Genomic DNA, 19,507 nt, shown 5'->3' with positions numbered 1-19,507 from the left:
AAGGGACTGACCCGGTATCGACAACCCTATTGAATAACGAAATTGGTAAAATAAACGTTATCAATGCCCCCGTAGCCGGTTTTCTGTTTCAGTACCCCATTGATAATGCTCTTTAATTTCTTCTGCAGCGCTTCCTTGCCCTGCGGCGTTTCGAGGGCCGTCTGATCTTGCTGCGCCAGTTCCATCAACACTGCGGACCGGATCGCCATCTCGTGAGTCGTCATCGCCTGGATCACCCGGCCGTCATAATATGTGCTCACCGCGACGGCGATTTGCGCGAAGGCGTCGCTGTCGGCCATGTTGGAGGTGAAGGGCGCCTGCACCTGGAAGTAGGTCGCCTGATATTTCGACGGATCGGCGGGTGTGGGCAAGTCTATGCCCTTGTCGGCGACTGGCCCATGGCCCTTGCCGGGTGCGGCGTGCGCGGCGGAACTCTCGACGCTGTCTTCGCTCTCATGCGCGCCTTCGGGGGCGGCATGCGCTGCGGCGATGTCTTCGGGGTTTTCCCCTTTCAGGACCAGCACAGGCTTGTTGGGATCGATCTTGGGGCCGGTATCTTCCTTGGAGAAGAAGCCCGCCGCATACAGTCCGCCGGCCGTGCCGCCGCCGCCCAGCAGCGCCACGGCGGCCAGGATGATGATCATCTTGCCCTTGCCCTTGCCTTTGCCCTTGGCTTTCTTCGGTGCGGCGTCGTCACTCATCTTTCAGTCCCCTTGGGTAGCGCTGGTCGTCGGCAGGATCGGTCCCCGACCGATCACCATGGATCGATCAGGCGTAGCGTGCGCGACGGGTCGTGTCGGATGACCGGCTGTCCGCCGTGTCGCGTGGCTCCGCCTGACTAGATACGGTCGCGTCGGAGGAAACTTTATGGTTGCGGGGATTATTACCATTTTGGCCCGATTGATTCTGGCCCTGGGCCAGCGCGGCGTTGTTGGAGCCTTGGCCGGACTGCCCCTGTGACGATGTCTGGGTCTGCGATTGGGACTGCCCGCCAGTGCCCTGCCCCGTCGCCGTATCGGCCCGCGAAGGCTCATGCACATGCGCAACGCGCTGGACAGTCACCTCGTCGATCTTCACTGCCGCGAGTTGCGCGTCGGCCTTTAGCAGGTTGCGGTCCTGCATCAGCATCGACTCGGCGGCCTTCGTTTCCACGGTCAGCGTAACATTTGCGCCCTGCTCACCGGGCCGGATATCGACGCGCATCGGCCCGAGGTTTTCCGGCGACAGGCGGAAGCTGCCATGCCCCTCCCCCTTGCTCAGCGCCGCGATCTCGCGCGCAAGTCCGTCGATCCACTGTCCACCCGATCCCATGTCGATGACCTGCTGGCCCAGCGAGGCGGAGAGATCGGTAACGGGTGCCGCCGCGGGAGACTGGATGGCGTAGCCGAGTGTTGGGTTGGAGGCTGCGGGTGCCACCGCTCCGTCGACCGAGAGCGTCGTGGTATCGGACAGAGCGCGATCGAGGGGCTTGGCTCGTTCCTGCGCGGGAAGGACGGAAGCCATCATCGCAAGCTCCTCCCGCCCCTTATGGCTCAACAAAGCCGATACGCCTTGCGCCGCCGACTTCAGGCCAGCGACATCAGGAAGCGTTGCCCCCGCGTCCTTGCCGTCTGATTTCACGCTGGGTTGGACAGCGGTCAACCCCATCAATTTGGCAGTCACTTCGGGCGGCAAGTCCTTCTGCCGCGCTAATCCGGCCAGAAGCGGCACGGTGGCGTTCTGCTGACGCACGAGCGGCGCCGGCTGGGTATCACCATCCGCGACCATTTGTGCCCTGCTGTCCGCAGTCACGGCCTTCTTCACTGTCGCTCCAGGGGCGCGTGGCTTATCCACCACCGGCGGTAAGTTGACGGTTGGTTGAGGCACAGCGTCTTGAAGAGCCGCCCCGGTCTTGTCCGTGCCGATCGCCATCGGAGCTTTCTCCGCTTTGGTCGATTTGCCAGGCGGAGTTTCCAGAGGTGGAGCGACCCTTACGGTTTGCGTGGTCGGCACGACCACGGGATCGCCGGGCTGGCTCGATTGCGCCAGTGCGGCTCCAATATCGATCTCGTCTTCTGAAACAGGCGTTGTGGCATCAACTTCAGGATCAGCATTGCCGGTTTCGACAGCAGCATTCGTCAAGGACGGAGCCGGTTCGGCACGTTGCTTTGTAAATGGCTTTTGGGGCGCGAGGCTCTTCATCCCGGCATCGGGAGAGGCAGCGGTCAACACGTTGGCGCCTGTGGCTCCAACTTCGGAATATGCTGTAAATGGCAGATCCGCCAACGCCAGATCGCCGGACGATGGGGCACCTGCCGCTTCGCCTTCTACGGGTGCGGGCGCTGCCTGTCGGCCACTCGCAGTGCTGTTAGCCACATCGGACAGCATAGCGGCAAACCGCGGCGCAGGCGCCCCCTCCTTGCCGGTCGCGGGCTTAGACGCGCCAGCCGACGACGGCGGCAATTGCGAAACAGCCTTGCCCAGATTGCCCATGATGGCGTTCATCCTTCCACCCTCTGTATCTTGCGGTATCGGGGCAACGCAGCGAGGCGCGCCTCCATTCGCTCTTCCATCAGCGCGCGCGCCTGATCCTTCAGCCGCTCGGCAATTTCCTTCTCGCGCGTCGCCTCGACACGCTCGCCCTGCTTCTGCTCGACCTTGCGATTGGCGTCATACAATGCGCCATCGAGTTGCCGCTTCGCCCGCTCCAGCCGCTCGGCCAATTCACGATGCGCGCCGAATGACGCGCCACTGACTTGTTCCGTGGACTCGAACAATTGCTCGCGCACACGCGTAACGCGCTCTGCATTGCGGGAAATGTTGTTCGCCTCGTCCTGCGCGCGCACGGTCTCGGCCACGGCCAGCGCGTGCTGAACATGACGGGCTCGAAGCACCCGGTGGCGACGCGCCAGCAGGCCCTTCATGCGCCGAACTCGGCAACCAGAGCGGCGGCGCTGCTATCGAGGTCGATACGGCTTTTCACGTCCTGCCGCAGGAAATCGAGGACTTCCTGCCGCCGCGCCACAGCCTCGTCGATGATCGGATCGTTGCCGGGCCGGTAAGCCCCCATCAGGATGAGGTCACGATTTTCCTCATACGCCGCCCACAACCGTCGATAGGATGCCGCGGCCGCCAGATGCTCGTCATCCACCACATCGGCCATCACGCGCGAGAGCGACTTGCCGATGTCGATGGCAGGGAAAATCGCCTGTTCGGAGAGGTGACGCGACAGCACGAAATGCCCGTCCACGATGGCGCGCGCGGCATCCACGATCGGATCGTCCGTATCGTCGCCATCGGCCAGCACGGTGTAGAGCGCGGTGATCGACCCACCGGTGCGGACGTCCACCCCTGCCCGCTCGACCAGTTTGGGGATCAGCGCCAGCGCAGAGGGCGGATAGCCCTTCATTGCAGGCGGTTCGCCCAACGCCAGCCCGATTTCCCGCTGCGCATGGGCGCACCGCGTCAGGCTGTCGAGGAGCAGCAGCACTTTCTTGCCCCGCGCCCGGAAATATTCGGCAATCGCAGTTGCCCGCGCCGCTGCACGAAGGCGCAGCACCGGGGGTGATCGGCAGGAACGGCGACGACGACGCTCTTGCGCATCATCCCGCCCGAAAGCTTCGTTTCAAGGAAATCCGCGACTTCGCGGCCACGCTCGCCGATCAGGCCCGCTACGACGATATCGGCTTCCGCGCCGGCTATCATCTGCCCCATCAGCACGGATTTACCGACGCCGGAGCCCGCGATGATGGCGATGCGCTGCCCACGCCCTGCGGTCAGCAAAGCGTTCACGGCACGCACGCCCAAATCGAACGGCTCGGTCACGCGCCCACGATCGAGCACATTCCCGCGCACGCCGTTCAGCGGCCAAATGCCGCCCGCGATGATCGGCCCCTTGCGGTCGAGCGGCTGCCCCATCGCGTCGATCACGCGCCCGATCAGCCCTTCGCCGACCTGCACCATGTTCGCGGCGCTATCGGGTTCGACCCGCGCGCCATTTTCCAGCGGCGCGTCGCTATCCAGCGGCACCAGCAATGTCTTGTTCCCGCGAAAGCCCACCACTTCGGCGCGTGCGGTCGTACCATCGCTCGCCGTCAACCTTGCGCCTGCGCCGATGGGGCGGCGAAAGCCCGTGACTTCCAGCATCCCCGCATCATGGCTCACCAGCCGCCCGACATGGCGCGGCGCCTTGTTCTGCACTTGCAGATGTTCGAACAGCGTTTCCGCCTGGCGCAGCGCAGCCTGGATCACAATTTGCCTTCCATATCGTCCAGCATGGCTTTGAGGCGGGAGAGGCGCACGTCCGGGCCATCCTCGATCCAGCCGTCCGCCGTATCCAGCCGCACGGAGCCGCGCCGCAATCCCGCATCGGCGACCACCGGCACACCGATCTCCGATCCGGAAATCAGCGGCAGATCTTCAGGATGCACATGCAATGCCTGCTTGGTGTCGGTATCTTCGATGAAGGCGGCGACCGTGTGGCAACGCTCCAGCAGCAAGTCGCGATCGATTTCCACTTCACCGACGATCTGCCCGACCAGCCGGATCACGGCGGCGGACAATATCGTGGACAGCGTACCGCTCGTCGCAGGCGCGAGTTGCTCCAGCGCATCGGCAAGCCGCTGGCAAGCGTCCTGGTCGGCCGAGAAGGACTCCTCGGTGAGGCGACGCCCGTCTTCGAAACCCATGGTGAAGGCTTCAACGCGCGCCTGCTCCATCGGATCGGCCTGCGGTTCGCGATCGGAGGCGCGTCGCCCCTGATGCATGCCGAAGGAATGCGCGTCCTGACGGTCGCTGTAGAAGGCGCGAAAGCCCGCGCGCGGCTGCGTGATGACGCCGCCGATATCGCCTATGCCCACCGAAACCGCGTCGGCGCCTGCGTCCCCGCGCCAGAAATTAGACAAAGTCGTTCCCCTTGCCGGTCAGCATGATGGTGCCCGCGTCCGCCATCTTGCGCGCAGTGGCGATCACCAGCTTCTGCGCCTCGATGACATCGGCCAGACGCATCGGACCGCGTTCGTTGAGTTCGTCCTGAATCGAGGATGCGGCACGCGCCGACATGCAGCCGAAGATCCGGCCTCTCAGCATGTCGTTCGCGCCCTTCAGCGCCACGACGAGGATCTCGTTGTCGATTGTCCGCATCAGCGCACCCAGGTTCTTGTCGTCCATGTCGATCAGGTTGTCGAAGACGAACATCTCGTCCTCGATCGACTGCGCGATCATCTTGTCGCGCTTGGCGAGCGCCTTGATGATCCGCACTTCATTGTCCTTGCGAACGTTGTTCATGATCGCCGCCGCTTCCAGCGTACCGCCGCGTTGCGAGCTGTTGCCCGGCTTGGCGGAAGGCGAACCGCGCATCAGCAACTGCTCCAGATCGTCCAGCGCTTCCGTGCTGACCGGACCCAGAGTGGCGACGCGGTAGATGACTTCTTCCTGATATTCGGCGGGCAGAAGCTGCAACACGTCGGCGGCGACGCTATGCTCCAGATGCGCGAGAACGATTGCCATGATCTGCGGATGCTCCGCTTCGATCAGCGCGGCGATTTCCTTCGCTTCCAGCCATTTCAGAACCGCCAGCTTGTTCGAACGCGTCGGCGGCGTGATCCGCGCGAGCATATTGTCGGCCCGCTCCGCCCCCAAAGCCTTGGTCATTGCGCCACGAATATGCTGGGTCGCGCCGTAACCGATGGTCGTGCGCTTCTTCGCCTTGTTGACGAAATGGTCGAGCGCCTCGTTCACTTCGTCGATCTCGACATCGGCGACATCGTACATCGCGTATCCAAGCTGGCGCACTTCTTCCGGCTCAAGGCGCGAAAGGATCTGCGCGGCTTCGTCTTCGTCGAACAGCATCAGCAGGACGGCGGCAGCCGCGCTGCCTTTCAGGCGCGTTTCCGTGGCTGCGTCAGGCATTTTCCTTCTTCCCTTCCTTCAGAAGGTCGCGGACCACAAGCGCGGCGCGATCAGGGTCCTGCTTGACGAAATTCTTGATGAGGCTGGCGCGCTGCGCATAGTCCGGGGTCGAGGAGATCATGTCGAGCGTGATCGGACGAGCCGGATCGACTTGCGCATTGCGCGTCAGTTCCGCGGCGATTTCCTTGCCGACCTTCTGCCCCTGCACCGCGTTCTGAGCGACCGCTTCTTCCTTGGCGGCGGCGCGGCGCTTCAGAAGCGGGCGGCCGATGCCGAGCAGCAGGACGATGACCACGATCAGCGCGGAAACATTGCGCGTCAACAAGGCGACCCAGCTTGCATCGTACCAGGGAGCTTCCTCGACGATTTCCTTGACGAAGCCGCGTGAGGAGAGCGCCACAGTATCGCCGCGAGCCTGATCGAACCCAACCGCGCCTTTAACGAGCGCTTCGAGGGCAGCAATTTCTTCCTTGGAGCGCGGCTTGCCCTTGGCGTCCGTGTCGAGCGCCACGGCGACCGACACGCGCTTCACGGTGCCTACTGCGTCGCGAGTAACCGACACTTCACGGCCCAGCTCGAAGCTGCGGTTGAAGGTTTCAGCCGTTTTCATGGCAGGATCGGCAGGCGTTCCAGGGGTGGCAGCGGTCGTACCGGCAGCGGCAGGCGCCACGGGCGGCGTCGGCGTGGCCGTCGCAGGTGGCGGTGCCTGGTCGGAGAGCGCGCCGGGAATGCCCTTCGCTTCGCCTCCAGCCGCGCCATCCTTGTCTGCCTGCCAGCTACCCTGTTCGGTGCGCAGACGTGCTTCGTCCTGCGGGTAAGTTTCACGAGTCGCCTGACGCTCGGCGAAATTCACGTCGGCATGCACTTCGGCGGAGAACTTGTCCGCACCCAGGATCGGCGTCAGCAGTGCGACGACCGCCTGACGATAGCGCTCCTCGATCTTGCTCTGCACTTCGATCTGCTTGTCGGAGGTACCATCGCCGCCATTGTCGGACATCAGGCGACCGTTCTGATCGACTACGGAAATATCGTCGGGCGAAAGCTGCGGCACGGACGAGGCGACCAGATGCACGATCGCCTGCACCTGACCATCGCTTAGGCGGCGGCCATTGGCCAGGCGCAACATGACGGAAGCTGCAGGCTTGGTCCGGTCGCGCAGGAAGATACTGGGCGCTTCGACGGCCAGATGCACGCGGGCGCTCTGGACCGAGTCAATCGCTTCGATCGTCCGCGCCAGGTCCATTTCGCGGGCCGAACGCAATTTCTCACCTTCGACGGCGCGGCTTGCGCCCATCGGCAGGCTGTCGATCATGCTGTTGCCGTCGGGCGCGCTCTTGGGCAGCCCTTCGGACGCGAGCATCATCTTCGCCTTGAAGTAATCGTCTTCGCCGACCGTCAGCGCGCCGCTGCTGTCGAAGTCATAGGCAATGGCATTCTTGTCCAGCACTTCGCTGATCGCAGCCTTGTCGCTATCGGGCAGGCCCCGGAACAAGTCGCGCTGCGGCGGTTCGCGGAGAGCCAGCCACGCCGCTCCGGCAATCGCCATGACGACCAGCAGGCCGAGCATCGGCAGGCTTTTCTGTATCGCCGCCTGACCCATGAAGCCGGAGAAACGTGCGCGCACGGCATCGATGCCGCCACCACCACCGCCGCCCGAAAGCGCAGGAAGACCGGAACCGGCGCGCCCGGCGCCATCGAGAAGGAGATTTGCGTCGCTCATCGTTTATACCGGCATGCTCATGATGTCCTTGTAGGCGGACAGGAGTTTGTTGCGGACCTGAAGCGTGGCTTCAAAGCCGATCGAGGCTTGCTGCTTGGCCAGCATGACCGCAGCGATGTCGGTAGTCTGGCCGCTTTCGAACGCAGCGGCGGCGTCGCCTGCCTTGTTCTGGAGGCCGTCGACCTGTTGCAGCGCCGATTTCAGCGCGTCGGTGAAGTCACCGGGCTTCGTGCCGCCCGCCCCACCAATGCCACCCGCGCCGCCGGTCTGCGGGGCGGTGACGTCGCGTAAGGCGTTGTTCTTCTGTAGGATCGCGTTGCGGATCGCCATCACGCCGTCAGTGGATATGCCGTTCATCGCTCAGCCTCCCCTTATGCCGCAGCCAGCTCACGCATTTCGGCAAGCCGATAGCGGAGCGTGCGTTCGGAGATGCCGAGCTTGCGCGCGGCCATGGCGCGATGGCCGTCGGTTTCACGCAGGGCGACGCGGATCGCGTCGATCTTCGACATGCGGGCGACTTCCTGAAGGCGAACCGGAGCGATCGTCTGCGCACGGGCTTTCAGGGTTTCCTGCGAAACCGCACCGGTGATGTGGAGATCATGCGTCTCGATACGCTCGCCTTCGCGCAGGACCATTGCGCGCTGAAGGACGTTGCCCAGTTCACGGGCATTGCCCGGCCAGCTATGGGCGGCGAGCTTGTCCATCGCGTCGGTGGTGGGCCAGGGGAAGGCATCGTTCGAGCCGAGCGCCAGCATCTGCTTGTGCTGACGCAGCAGCAGCGCGGCGGCGATGGCGGCAATATCATTGCGGCGTTGCGCCAGCGGACGCAGTTCCAGCGGCATCACGTTAAGACGCCAGTAGAGATCGTTGCGGAAGCGGCCCATCTCTGCTTCGGCGGCAAGATCGCGGTTGCAGGCCGCGATCACGCGGACGTTGACCGGCACCGGATGCGTTGCGCCGACGGGGAGAATTTCGCCTTCCTGCAAGGCGCGCAGCAGCTTGGCCTGCAACGCCAGCGGAAGCTCGGCGATTTCGTCGAGGAACAGCGTGCCGCCGTCGGCAGCGAGGAACAGGCCGTCCGAAGCGGCGGCCGCGCCGGTAAAGCTGCCCTTGCGGTGCCCGAACAGCATCGCTTCCATCATGGTTTCCGGAAGCGCCGCGCAGTTGACGGCAATGAAATCCTTGTCGGCCCGCGCGCTGTGCGCATGAAGGAAGCGCGCCATGCCTTCCTTGCCGGTCCCGGTGTCACCCTGCACCAATACGGTCGCGTCGCTGCGGGCGATCCGGGTGGCAAGGCGCATCAACTTCGCGCTGCCAGCGTCGCCTACAGCAGGCATGCCCACGGGGCGGGCCAGTTCGGCGATCAGCGCCATGGCGAGGCCCATGTCTTCCAGAGCGAAGCCGACCCGAGCGGGCATACCGGATGCGGCGGGCTGATAGAGCGGCGCGCCTTCGCGCACTTCGATCAGGATATCGCGATGCGTGGCATGGGCGATCTCGCTAGCCAGCATGATCCGGACCGCACCCTTTTCACGCGGGGCTGCGGCATCGACCTGGCCTACAGTATAAAAGGCATTGTCGAGCCATACCGCCAACCCCGGAAGGAGTGCGCAGACGTTACGGCTCAGGTCCAGTCCCGACATGCAAATCAGTCCCCATGTGTGATGGATTGGCACCCCCGTGCCGCACCATCTCTTTCGATGGCCCCAATTTGCTCCCAAGACCTTATGATATGGTTAACGTTTGGAAAGGATTGCCGGAAAGCGGCAAGAATTTTCCGGATAGCGGCAAAGCGCGGTCAGAAGCACGGTTCATCCAGTCCATCATTGCCGCCATCGGCAAGCGTTTGCCGGATTTACTAATGTCTAATCCCTTATTTCTCAGTAGGATGGGAGGAAGCGGAATTTAATTGCCGCTTACTCTAAAGGCCCATTGCCGCATGCCGTTCTACCCCTTCGAGGCCGCAACCGTCAGTTGACAGGCGACCTGAGCAATTCGGGAAGGGAAGTTTATCATGACAGTTATCGGAACCAACGTATCGGCCCTGCGCGCAGCCAATGCTGCATCGAAAGCCGACGCTGGCCTCCAGCAGGCCCTTGAGCGCCTGTCGACCGGCAAGCGCATCAACAGCGCCAAGGACGATGCAGCGGGCCTCGCCATCTCGTCCAAGATGACGGCCGACATCCGCGGTCTGGCTCAGGCTTCGCGGAACGCCCAGGACGGCATTTCGCTGACGCAGACCGCAGAAGGCGCACTCGGCGAAATCGCCAACATCGTGCAGCGTATTCGCGAACTGGCCGTCCAGAGCGCGAACGGCACGATCAGCAACTCCAACCGCACTGGCATCAAGGCTGAATCAGACGCCCTGACCGCGCAGATCACCAACATCGCCACCACCACCAAGTTCAACGGCAACGCGGTAAGCGGCGGCAGCTTCCAGCTTCAGACCGGCACCGGCGCCACCGACACCGTGTCGTTCACGGTTGGCGACATGAGCCTTGCCGGCCTCAACCTCTCCGCGCTCGATCTTTCTACTGCGGCTGGTGCGACGGCTGCGCTGACGCTGATCGACGGTACGGACCCGACGGGTGCCACCAACACGGCGGCGGGCCTTGGTTCACTGGCGGTGATCTCCAAATCCCGTGCAAATCTTGGTGGCGTACAGAACCGTCTGGAAGCGACGATCTCGAACCTGGACTCGACGGTCACCAACCTGACCGAGGCCCGCTCGCGCATCGAAGACGCCGACTTCTCGGCTGAAACCACCGCGCTCGCAAAGCAGCAGATCCTCTCGCAGGCATCGACCGCGATGCTCGCCCAGGCGAACCAAGCACAGCAGAACGTCCTGAGCCTCATCCGTTAATAGTCTCAAGATACTGAATTGAGCGGCGCGGTCTTGGTCCACCGCGTCTCTCGATAGGCTCCCGGCGCTAACTTGGTCCCCACCACGCCGGGGGTCGCCTTTCGATCAAGGATCACCCGAAACCCTCGTCCCCCCGGGCGAGGGTTTCTTCGTTGATAAGCAAATTCAGTGCCGGCGCCGCAGACCATACAAGCCATCCACGATTTTTAGCTGCTTATTTTCAAGTAGATGCCCCTCATTCGGCATAAAGCAGAGAACAAAGTAAATACGTTTCTAAATATACTCTCTTCTCTGCCGTTCTGATGGTCGAGGCCGCGAGCGTCATTTGACAAGGCGACCTGAGTAATTCGTGAAAGGGAACTTACCATGACCGTTATCGGAACCAATGTCGCAGCGCTCCGCGCCGCAAACGCTTCATCCAAGGCCGATGCTGGCCTCCAGCAGGCTCTGGAACGCCTGTCGACCGGCAAGCGCATCAATGGTGCCAAGGACGACGCAGCGGGCCTTGCTATCTCCTCGAAAATGACCGCCGACATCCGTGGCCTCGCACAGGCTTCGCGCAACGCTCAGGATGGCATTTCGCTGACGCAGACCGCGGAAGGCGCACTCGGCGAAATCGCCAATATCGTGCAGCGTATCCGCGAACTGGCCGTGCAGAGCGCCAACGGCACGATCAGCAATGCCAACCGCACCGGCATCAAGGCAGAAACCGATGCCCTGACTGCGCAGATCACGAACATCGCCACCACCACCAAGTTCAATGGCAACACGCTGAGCAATGGCAGCTTCCAGCTCCAGACCGGCACCGGCGCAACCGACACCGTGTCGTTCTCCGTCGCCAACATGAGCATCGCCGGCTTGAACCTGACCGGTCTCGATCTGTCGACCGCCGCTGGCGCAACCGCTGCCCTGACGCTGATCGATGGTGACTCCACGGCAACCGCCGGCACGCCCGCGTTCAAGGGGTCGCTCGCGGTAATCTCGGAAGGTCGTGCAAATCTTGGCGGTATTCAGAACCGTCTGGAAGCGACGATCTCCAATCTCGACTCCACGGTCGCCAACCTGACCGAAGCCCGCTCGCGTATCGAAGACGCCGACTTCTCGGCTGAAACCACCGCGCTCGCCAAGCAGCAGATTCTTTCACAGGCATCGACCGCGATGCTCGCTCAGGCGAACCAGGCACAGCAGAATGTCCTCAGCCTCATCCGCTAATACCCAATTGAGTGGCGCGGTCTTGGTCCACCGCGTCTCTCGATAAGCTCCCGGCGCAATTTGGTCCCCACCATGCCGGGGGGGCACCTTTCGATCAAGGATCATCCGAAACCCTCGTCCCCCCGGACGAGGGTTTCTTCTTCAAAGAACGCAAAAAAACCCGCGCGACTCTAAATATCCCCGCGCACCTGCCGTTCTAACATCTGAGGCCGCAACCGATATCGGGCAGGCGACCTGAGTAATTCGGGAAAAGGGAACTTACCATGACCGTTATCGGAACTAACGTATCGGCCTTGCGCGCCGCAAACGCTTCATCAAAGGCCGACGCTGGCCTTCAGCAGGCCCTTGAGCGCCTGTCGACCGGCAAGCGCATCAACAGCGCCAAGGACGACGCAGCGGGCCTTGCCATCTCCTCCAAAATGACTGCCGACATCCGTGGCCTCGCACAGGCTTCGCGCAATGCTCAGGATGGCATTTCGCTGACGCAGACTGCAGAAGGCGCACTGGGCGAAATCGCTAACATCGTGCAGCGTATCCGCGAACTGGCCGTCCAGAGCGCCAACGGCACCATCAGCGATGCCAACCGCACGGGCATCAAGGCGGAAACCGATGCCTTGACCGCGCAGATCACTAACATCGCCACCACGACCAAGTTCAACGGTAACACGCTGAGCAAGGGCAACTTTCAGCTCCAGACCGGCACCGGTGCTACGGACACCGTCTCCTTCTCAGTCGCTGACATGAGTCTGGTCGGCCTCAACCTGTCCACGATCGATCTCTCTACGTCCGCGAATGCAACGCTGGCATTGGGCCTGATCGACGGAACCGGCGCAGCAGTGGCGGCCTATGCCAACCCCGCAGCCCCGACGGCTCCTGAACTTGCTGCCACTGCCGCATCCAAGGGTGCACTGGCTATGATCTCGGAAGGTCGTGCAAACCTTGGTGGCGTACAGAACCGTCTCGAAGCGACGATTTCGAACCTGGACTCGACCGTCACCAACCTGACCGAAGCCCGCTCGCGCATCGAAGACGCCGACTTCTCGGCTGAAACCACCGCGCTCGCCAAGCAGCAGATCCTCTCGCAGGCATCCACCGCGATGCTCGCCCAGGCGAACCAGGCACAGCAGAACGTCCTGAGCCTCATTCGTTAATAGTCAAGATACTGAATTGAGCGGCGCGGTCTTGGTCCACCGCGTCTCTCGATAGGCTCCCGGCGCTAACTTGGTCCCCACCACGCCGGGGGTCACCTTTCGATCAAGGATCACCCGAAACCCTCGTCCCCCCGGGCGAGGGTTTCTTCTTTTCCGATTATCTGCCGCAAAGAAGCGGCGTTTCGCGGTCGTAACGGCCAGCGTCGCTTGATTATTGCCGCGTCCTGCCCAAGTAGCAGGCGATGACACAATGGAACCGACGGGAAGTTGTCGCAGCCTCGGGCGCGGCGTTGTTAATGGCCGGTGCAGCGCAGGGACAACGCACCAAGGATGCGGCCGCCCAGCGTTTCGATTGGGCAACTCTAGTCGGACGAGCCAAAGCGCTTTCTCAGACGCCTTACCGAAATGTCGATCCGCATCCCCGCGCCCACGCCGTAGACTACGACGCGCTTCACAAGGTGCAATTCCGCGACGATCGTACGATCTGGAATGATCGCAAAGACTCGACCGGCATCCGGCTTTTCCCGTTGAGCCGCTATGCCAACCAGCCTGTCTTCCTTCACATCGTGGAAAACGGCCGCGCTACTCCGTTGGCGTATGACACATCCTACTTCGACATGCCCTCGGACAGCCCCGTCATTGCCCTGGGGTCAGACGCAGGATTTGCCGGCTTCCGCGTGATGACAAAAGCGCGCGATGCCGACTGGCTGGTGTTCATGGGTGCCAGCTATTTCCGTGCGTCCGGCGCCCGGAAGCAATATGGCCTCTCTGCTCGCGCCATCGCCATCGACACCAGCCTAGGCAAGGAGGAATTTCCGCGCTTTACCCACTTCTGGCTCGAACATGACGGGCCGAACGCAGTGACGGTGTATGCGCTGCTCGACGGTCCGGGGATCACCGGCGCTTATCGCCTGCGCAACAGCATCGATGAGATGGGCGTGCATCAGGATATCGACGCTGCGCTGTTCCCCCGACGCGCCATTGCGGAATTGGGCCTCATGCCGATGACCAGCATGTTCTGGTACGATCAGGCGCATCGCAAGCAGGCGGCCGACTGGCGGCCCGAAATCCACGATTCTGATACGCTGCTGATCCGATCAGCCAATGGTGGCGTTCAGGCCCGGCCCCTTATCAACCCGGCCGCGCCGCATGTCAGCAGCTTCACCGAACCCAATGCCAAAGGATTCGGCTTGCTACAGCGGGATCGCAACTTCGATCATTATCAGGACGACGGCGTATTCTACGAACGCCGCCCTTCCCTTTTCGCGACATCGCGCCAGCCGTTCGGCGAGGGGCAGGTTCGACTCTACGAATATTCGGCTGATAGCGAGTATAACGACAATGTCGCGGCTTACTGGGTTCCGGCAGTCGCCGCTGCGCCCGGCCGTCGAATCGATTTTTCGTACCGGCTCGACTGGCAGGACGATGCCCCCGCGCCAGCCTCTTCGCTGTTGCCCTTGGTCGAAATCTTTCGTGGGGCAATCGAAACCGGCGGCATTCGTATTGTGATGGATTTTGCCGGAGGGCCGTCGGAGGGCAGTGGCATATCAGCATGGACTGAGGCTGCGCATGCAAAAGTCCTCAAAAGCGCATGCTACCCGGTTTTGGGGCAAGCCGGTCGCTGGCGCTCAGTTATCGATGTGCAGCCCGATCCCGGTCTTGGTGCTGAACTTCGCGTTCAGTTGAGGCGTGGCGAAAACGCGATATCCGAAATGGTGCATTATCCTCTGAACGCTTGACGGAACTTCCTCGTACATCCTCCATTTATGTTGAAAATAGTAAACATGAATCATGTTCGGGAGAGATCGAGGCAGGCGTGCGACGCCAAGAGGGATAAATTCCGCAATGGATAATGTAATTGAGCATGAAACGCGAAGACCCATCCAGAAGCAGAATCTAACTCGTCATAACGCCTCGGTCGCCAAGCCCAAGCCTGCACATTCCTCCGCCTTGCCGCTGGAATGTCCTATTGCGATGCCGGTGCAGGACTTTTCGGTCGCGCCGCCGCATTCCCGTCCTACTCCCCCCGTTGCGCGGGGCATTTCGCGCATCTCGGTTCTGCTACTGATTTCCATTGCGACATCGGTGTTCGGCGTCATGATGATGACGGACGCGCTTCAACCTCATGGCTTTTCCGCGTGGGAAATCGCCTATCTGGCCCTTGCCGTGCCGCTTTTCGCCTGGATCGCCTTCGGCTTCGCCAATAGTGCGATCGGTTTCGCGCTGATTCTCTGGCGGGACGTGCATAATAGCCGTGGGTATCAAAGATCGACGACCCGCGTGCCGGAGGGCCGCGCCGCCATCCTCCTTCCCGTATGCAACGAGGACTTTCTAACGATCATCGGGCGGCTTTCCATTATGGAGCGTTCGCTGGAGAAGTTGCCTGGCAATCATCAGTTCGACTTCTTCATCCTGTCCGACTCCAATACGGAAAACGGGAAGTCCGAAGAAGAAGCCTATGAGTGCGTGAAGGAAGCCTTCGTGCGCCCCGTCTATTACAGGCGGCGGGACATCAACGTCGGCCGCAAGCCCGGTAACGTCGCTGATTGGGTGCGCCGGTTCGGCGGTGCTTACGAATATATGATCGTGCTCGATGCGGACAGCGTGATGAGCGGCAAGACGATGAGCCAGCTCGCCGCGCAAATGGACCGCGAACCCAATGTCGCGCTGATCCAGACCATTCCCGCCGTCGTCGGAGCGCAGACGCTGTTCGCAAAATGGCAGCAGTTCGCGAGCCGCCTTTATGGCCCGATGTCGGCGATTGGCGCGATCTGGTGGTCCGATCGTCAGGCGACCTTCTGGGGCCATAACGCCATCATTCGCGTCAGCGCCTTTGCCGAGAGCTGCGGCCTTCCCGAACTCAAGGGCCGGGCGCCTTTCGGTGGTCACATCATGAGTCACGACATGGTCGAAGCCGCCCTCCTCCGCCGTCGCGGCTGGGCGGTTCGCATGGTCATGACGGACGACAGCTTTGAGGAATTCCCCCCGTCTCTGCCCGACCTAGCCATTCGCGACCGTCGCTGGTGCCAGGGTAATATCCAGCATGTGCCGCTGATCGCGCGCATCGCTGGGCTGCACGTCGTAAACCGTTTCCAGTTACTCGTCGGCGCGTCGGCCTATGTGACGTCGCCGATGTGGTTATGCCTGATCCTGCTGGTCATCGGTGGCGAAATGGCGGGAGCTTGGCGCGCCAATGCCGTGCTGCCCGCCGATGGCTTGCTGCTGCTCACGCTGATGCTGCTGTTTGGTCCCAAGCTGATGGCGATCGTCCTGACGCTGCGTGACGAAGAACGGCGGACGGCCTTTGGTGGCCCAGTTCGACTATGGGCTGGTGCTCTGATCGAGACGCTTCTCTCGATACTCGCTGCGCCGATCCAGATGCTGACGCACAGCATCAATCTGGTGAGCATCCTGTCGGGTCGCAAAAGCGCCTGGAACGGTCAGACGCGCGATTGCGACGGCATTCCGATGGCGGACGCTTTTCGGACGTTCCGTTACCATGTGGCTTTGGGGGCCATCATTCTGGTTGGTGGCCTGTTATCCGGCATCACGATGATCTGGCTTTTGCCGATCGTGCTTGGCCTGCTGTTCGCGCCGGTTCTGGCTGCCGTCACGGCGCGCAAGGATCTTGGGCGTGTGCTGGAAACGCGTAGCCTGTTGATCGTGCCCAAGGCTTGGTGGCAGCTTACCAGCTATCGTCCGCTGCGTACGCGGCTGTCAGTGGGTCGGTCGACGTCGGTTTGGACCGCACCGATCAGCGTGGCCAACGACGCATAGAGATCAGTCCCAATCGCTCAGCATGCCGCGGAGTTTGTCCAGAGCCGCTTTCTTGATCTGGCAAACCCGCGCCGCGCCGATGTCGAGCGTCAGGCCGATCTCCTCAAGGTTCATTTCCTCGACGAAATAGAGTTGCAGCACCATGGCTTCCCGTTGCGGTAGCTTACCGATGCCTGACGCGATGGCCTTCTTCAGGCTCTCGCGCTCGAGAACTTCATCGGCGCGATCCTCGACGTCCGCGAACCACATCGACTGATCCGAATAGGCGTCCTCGATACTCGTATGCTGCACCATCTCCGCACTGTCGGCGGCAATGCGATAGTCCGAAGGCGCCATTTCCAGATGCCCCGACATTTCCGCTTCGGTCGGCACGCGCCCCAGCCGCTGCTCCAGTTCGCCGCGCGCCTTGCCCAATTTTTTGCGTGTAGCCATCGCGGAGCGGCATAGCGTCGCGTGCCGCCGCAGATGGTCGATCATTGCCCCGCGCACGCGCATCTGCGCATAAGTCGCAAAGCCATGCCCGCGATCTTCAAAGCCATTCGCGGCTTCGACCAGCGCCAGCATTCCGATCTGCAGCAGATCCTCAATCTCGATCGCGCTCGATACCCGCCCGTGCACATGCCAGGCGATCTTACGGACCAGCGGCATATATTGCTTCGACAGGTTCGCCGGACTCATCGGCCCCGCATCACGCCCGTAGGTGTTGGCGTCTGCCGCGGTTATCTTCTTCATATACATCGACGCGTCGCTCCTTAGGCGATTCGTTCGCGGATCGGGGCACCGATCGACACCGGATCATGACGCGGCACGGCGCGCTGCTGATCGCCCCCCACCACAGCCACCACTTCCACGGGCTTCCCGTCGGGAATCTCCAGGAAGGACAGCACAGGCGTTTCTGGCAGATGAGGCTTAAAAAGTCGTGCAAGCGCCCGACGCGCCATCGGCGACGTGACGATCGCAAAGTTGCGCGCCTGTCCCATGATCGGCCGCGCGGCCATCGTGACAGCCTCGATGATCCGATTGGCGAGGGCTGGCTCGATCGGATGCCGCGCATCCCCCGCCAGACGCATCGCCTGCGCCAGCAATGCCTCCAGTTCACCGTCCAGCGTGATGACGGGCAGCGGCATCTTCACGGGCACCAGCCCCTGGATAATCAGCGAACCGATCCGCTGACGCACCGCCTCGACCAATTGCTCATGGCTATAGTCGGGCCGCGCCGCGTCGATCATCGCCTCGCAAATCCGGCGGAAGTCCTTCAGCGCAATGCCCTCGATCAGCAGCGAGCGACACACAGCGGAAATCTGCGCGAGGCTCATCATCCCCGGCGTAAGGCCATCGACCAACTGCGGCGCATTTTCCTTCAGCGCGTCCAGCAGCTTGCGGGCTTCGTCCAAGCCGAACATCTCGGCAGCGTTCATCGCGATGAGCTGATTAAGGTGCGTCGCCACCACGGTCGCCGGATCGACCACAGTGTAGCCGCAGACGACCGCTTCGCTCCGCTTCTCCTGCCCGATCCACACCGCATCCAGACCGAAGGTCGGATCCTTGCAGAGGCGTCCGTCGACTTCGCCTTCCAGCGCGCCACTGTCGAGGGCCAGAAGATCGTCCGGCCAGATTTCATCTTCACCGACCACGACACCGGCAATGGTGATGCGATAGGCGTTGGGTTCAAGCGCGAGGTTATCCTTCACGCGCACCATCGGCACCACGAACCCGAGTTCGCGCGAAAGCTGTCGGCGGATGCCGGTGATGCGCGCCATCAGCGGTGCACCCTTGCGTTCGTCGACCATGCCGATCAGGCCATAACCGATCTCAAGGCCCAGCACCGCGCCGTCGGACACATCGTCCCACTCGATATTGGCGGGGTTCGGCGCTTCCGCGACGGGTTCCGGCGCATTGGCCTTGGTCTTCGCCGCCTTGTTGAGCTTCCAGGCAAGGAAGCCGCACAGCACGGCAGCAGGCAGGATGATAAGATGCGGCATGCCGGGCAGGATGCCCAGAAACGCGAGGATGGCGGCGACCGGCACCCAAGCCTTGCCAGCGCCAAACTGGCTGGCGATCTGGCCCGACAGGTCCATCTCCGACTTGACGCGCGTGACGATGGAGGCGGCGGCGATGGAGAGCAGCAAGGCAGGAACCTGCGCCACCAGCGCATCGCCGATGGCGAGGATGATGTAGGTCGACGCGGCCTGGCTCAGCGACAGGCCGTGGCTCACCGTGCCAAGCACGATGCCGCCGATAATGTTGATGACGAGGATCAGGATGCCCGCAACCGCGTCACCCTTCACGAACTTGGACGCACCGTCCATCGAACCGTAAAAATCCGCCTCCGTCGCGATTTCCGCGCGGCGCAGCTTGGCTTCTTCCGGGGTCATCAGGCCAGCATTAAGATCGGCATCGATCGCCATCTGCTTGCCGGGCATCGCGTCCAGCGTGAAGCGGGCGGACACTTCGGATACGCGACCCGCACCCTTGGTGATGACGACGAGGTTGATAATCATCAAAATTGCGAACACGAAGATACCGACGACATAGTCGCCGCCGATCAGCAGATGCCCGAACGCCTCGATCACATGGCCCGCCGCATCCGATCCAGTATGCCCCGACACCAGCACGACGCGCGTTGATGCGACGTTCAGCGCCAGCCGCAGGAGCGTTGCGAACAACAAAACCGTCGGGAAACTGGAGAAGTCCAGCGGCTTGGCAGCGTTCAGCGCGACCATCAGCACCGCGAGGGAAATCATGATGTTGGTGATGAAGCCGATGTCCAGCATCAGCGACGGCACCGGCACCATCATAAACAGGACGACCATCAATGTCGCCAGCGGGAGCAACGCCCCCTTGGCGGCACTCATCCACACTTTTCCGTTGACCTGACCACGTGTCATAATGCGG

The 19,507-nt window shown here is 62.2% G+C and carries 15 protein-coding genes and 1 pseudogene; 5 read left to right on the top strand and 11 right to left on the bottom strand.

Annotated elements, in window-relative coordinates; genetic code table 11:
* Window positions 1-26: 26 nt before the first annotated feature.
* From fliL to C1T17_RS07465, 9 genes and pseudogenes are all read right to left on the bottom strand, one after another.
* A complete protein-coding gene (fliL, locus tag C1T17_RS07505; protein WP_104952913.1) occupies window positions 27-701 on the bottom strand; it encodes a flagellar basal body-associated protein FliL in 675 nt (224 codons plus the stop codon).
* 67 nt (window positions 702-768) lie between these two features.
* The gene (locus C1T17_RS07500; protein WP_104952912.1) at window positions 769-2,484 is read right to left on the bottom strand and encodes a flagellar hook-length control protein FliK; all 1,716 of its coding nucleotides are present in this window, start codon (window positions 2,482-2,484) and stop codon (window positions 769-771) included.
* A complete protein-coding gene (locus tag C1T17_RS07495) occupies window positions 2,481-2,903 on the bottom strand; it encodes a hypothetical protein (RefSeq protein WP_104952911.1) in 423 nt (140 codons plus the stop codon). The genes C1T17_RS07500 and C1T17_RS07495 overlap by 4 nt, the downstream gene beginning before the upstream one ends.
* Window positions 2,900-4,230 (bottom strand): annotated as a pseudogene (locus C1T17_RS07490) (FliI/YscN family ATPase). Before C1T17_RS07490 ends, C1T17_RS07495 begins: the two are co-directional and overlap by 4 nt.
* Complete coding sequence (locus tag C1T17_RS07485; RefSeq protein WP_104952910.1) at window positions 4,227-4,883, bottom strand: FliH/SctL family protein; 657 nt, start codon at window positions 4,881-4,883, stop codon at window positions 4,227-4,229. The pseudogene C1T17_RS07490 and the gene C1T17_RS07485 overlap by 4 nt, the downstream one beginning before the upstream one ends.
* Window positions 4,876-5,889 (bottom strand): flagellar motor switch protein FliG, encoded by a 1,014-nt coding sequence (gene fliG, locus C1T17_RS07480; RefSeq protein ID WP_104952909.1) that lies wholly within the window; start codon window positions 5,887-5,889, stop codon window positions 4,876-4,878. The genes C1T17_RS07485 and fliG overlap by 8 nt, the downstream gene beginning before the upstream one ends.
* On the bottom strand, window positions 5,882-7,609 hold the full coding sequence (gene fliF, locus C1T17_RS07475) for a flagellar basal-body MS-ring/collar protein FliF (protein WP_104952908.1): 1,728 nt from the start codon (window positions 7,607-7,609) through the stop codon (window positions 5,882-5,884). The genes fliG and fliF overlap by 8 nt, the downstream gene beginning before the upstream one ends.
* 3 nt (window positions 7,610-7,612) lie before the next feature.
* Window positions 7,613-7,966 (bottom strand): flagellar hook-basal body complex protein FliE, encoded by a 354-nt coding sequence (gene fliE / locus C1T17_RS07470; protein ID WP_104952907.1) that lies wholly within the window; start codon window positions 7,964-7,966, stop codon window positions 7,613-7,615.
* Between the two features lie 14 nt (window positions 7,967-7,980).
* On the bottom strand, window positions 7,981-9,252 hold the full coding sequence (locus tag C1T17_RS07465) for a sigma 54-interacting transcriptional regulator (protein ID WP_104952906.1): 1,272 nt from the start codon (window positions 9,250-9,252) through the stop codon (window positions 7,981-7,983).
* A gap of 371 nt (window positions 9,253-9,623) precedes the next feature.
* On the opposite strand from C1T17_RS07465, the gene C1T17_RS07460 reads away from it, so the two are divergent.
* The 5 genes from C1T17_RS07460 (at window position 9,624) to mdoH (ending at window position 16,612) form a co-directional block, all read left to right on the top strand.
* A complete protein-coding gene (locus tag C1T17_RS07460; RefSeq protein ID WP_104952905.1) occupies window positions 9,624-10,472 on the top strand; it encodes a flagellin in 849 nt (282 codons plus the stop codon).
* A gap of 366 nt (window positions 10,473-10,838) precedes the next feature.
* Complete coding sequence (locus tag C1T17_RS07455) at window positions 10,839-11,684, top strand: flagellin (RefSeq protein WP_104952904.1); 846 nt, start codon at window positions 10,839-10,841, stop codon at window positions 11,682-11,684.
* A gap of 263 nt (window positions 11,685-11,947) precedes the next feature.
* Entirely contained in the window at window positions 11,948-12,835 is an 888-nt protein-coding gene (locus C1T17_RS07450) for a flagellin (protein ID WP_104952903.1), read from the top strand.
* Window positions 12,836-13,077: 242 nt separating this feature from the next.
* Window positions 13,078-14,574, top strand: a complete 1,497-nt coding sequence (locus tag C1T17_RS07445; protein WP_104952902.1) for a glucan biosynthesis protein — start codon at window positions 13,078-13,080, stop codon at window positions 14,572-14,574.
* Between the two features lie 106 nt (window positions 14,575-14,680).
* Window positions 14,681-16,612: a glucans biosynthesis glucosyltransferase MdoH gene (mdoH, locus tag C1T17_RS07440; protein ID WP_104952901.1), complete on the top strand. Its 1,932-nt coding sequence runs from the start codon at window positions 14,681-14,683 to the stop codon at window positions 16,610-16,612.
* A gap of 3 nt (window positions 16,613-16,615) precedes the next feature.
* Here the strand turns inward: mdoH and C1T17_RS07435 are convergent, their stop codons facing one another.
* Together C1T17_RS07435 and flhA are read right to left on the bottom strand one after the other, a co-directional pair.
* Window positions 16,616-17,350, bottom strand: coding sequence for a FliA/WhiG family RNA polymerase sigma factor (locus tag C1T17_RS07435; protein WP_104952900.1), 735 nt, complete (start codon window positions 17,348-17,350; stop codon window positions 16,616-16,618).
* A 14-nt stretch (window positions 17,351-17,364) separates the two neighbouring features.
* Window positions 17,365-19,500: a flagellar biosynthesis protein FlhA gene (gene flhA / locus C1T17_RS07430; RefSeq protein ID WP_104952899.1), complete on the bottom strand. Its 2,136-nt coding sequence runs from the start codon at window positions 19,498-19,500 to the stop codon at window positions 17,365-17,367.
* Window positions 19,501-19,507: the final 7 nt, after the last annotated feature.

Source organism: Sphingobium sp. SCG-1 (assembly GCF_002953135.1).
GTDB lineage: Bacteria > Pseudomonadota > Alphaproteobacteria > Sphingomonadales > Sphingomonadaceae > Sphingobium.
Note: the sequence above shows the minus strand (reverse complement) of the source record. Positions and strands in the feature narration are given on the sequence as shown.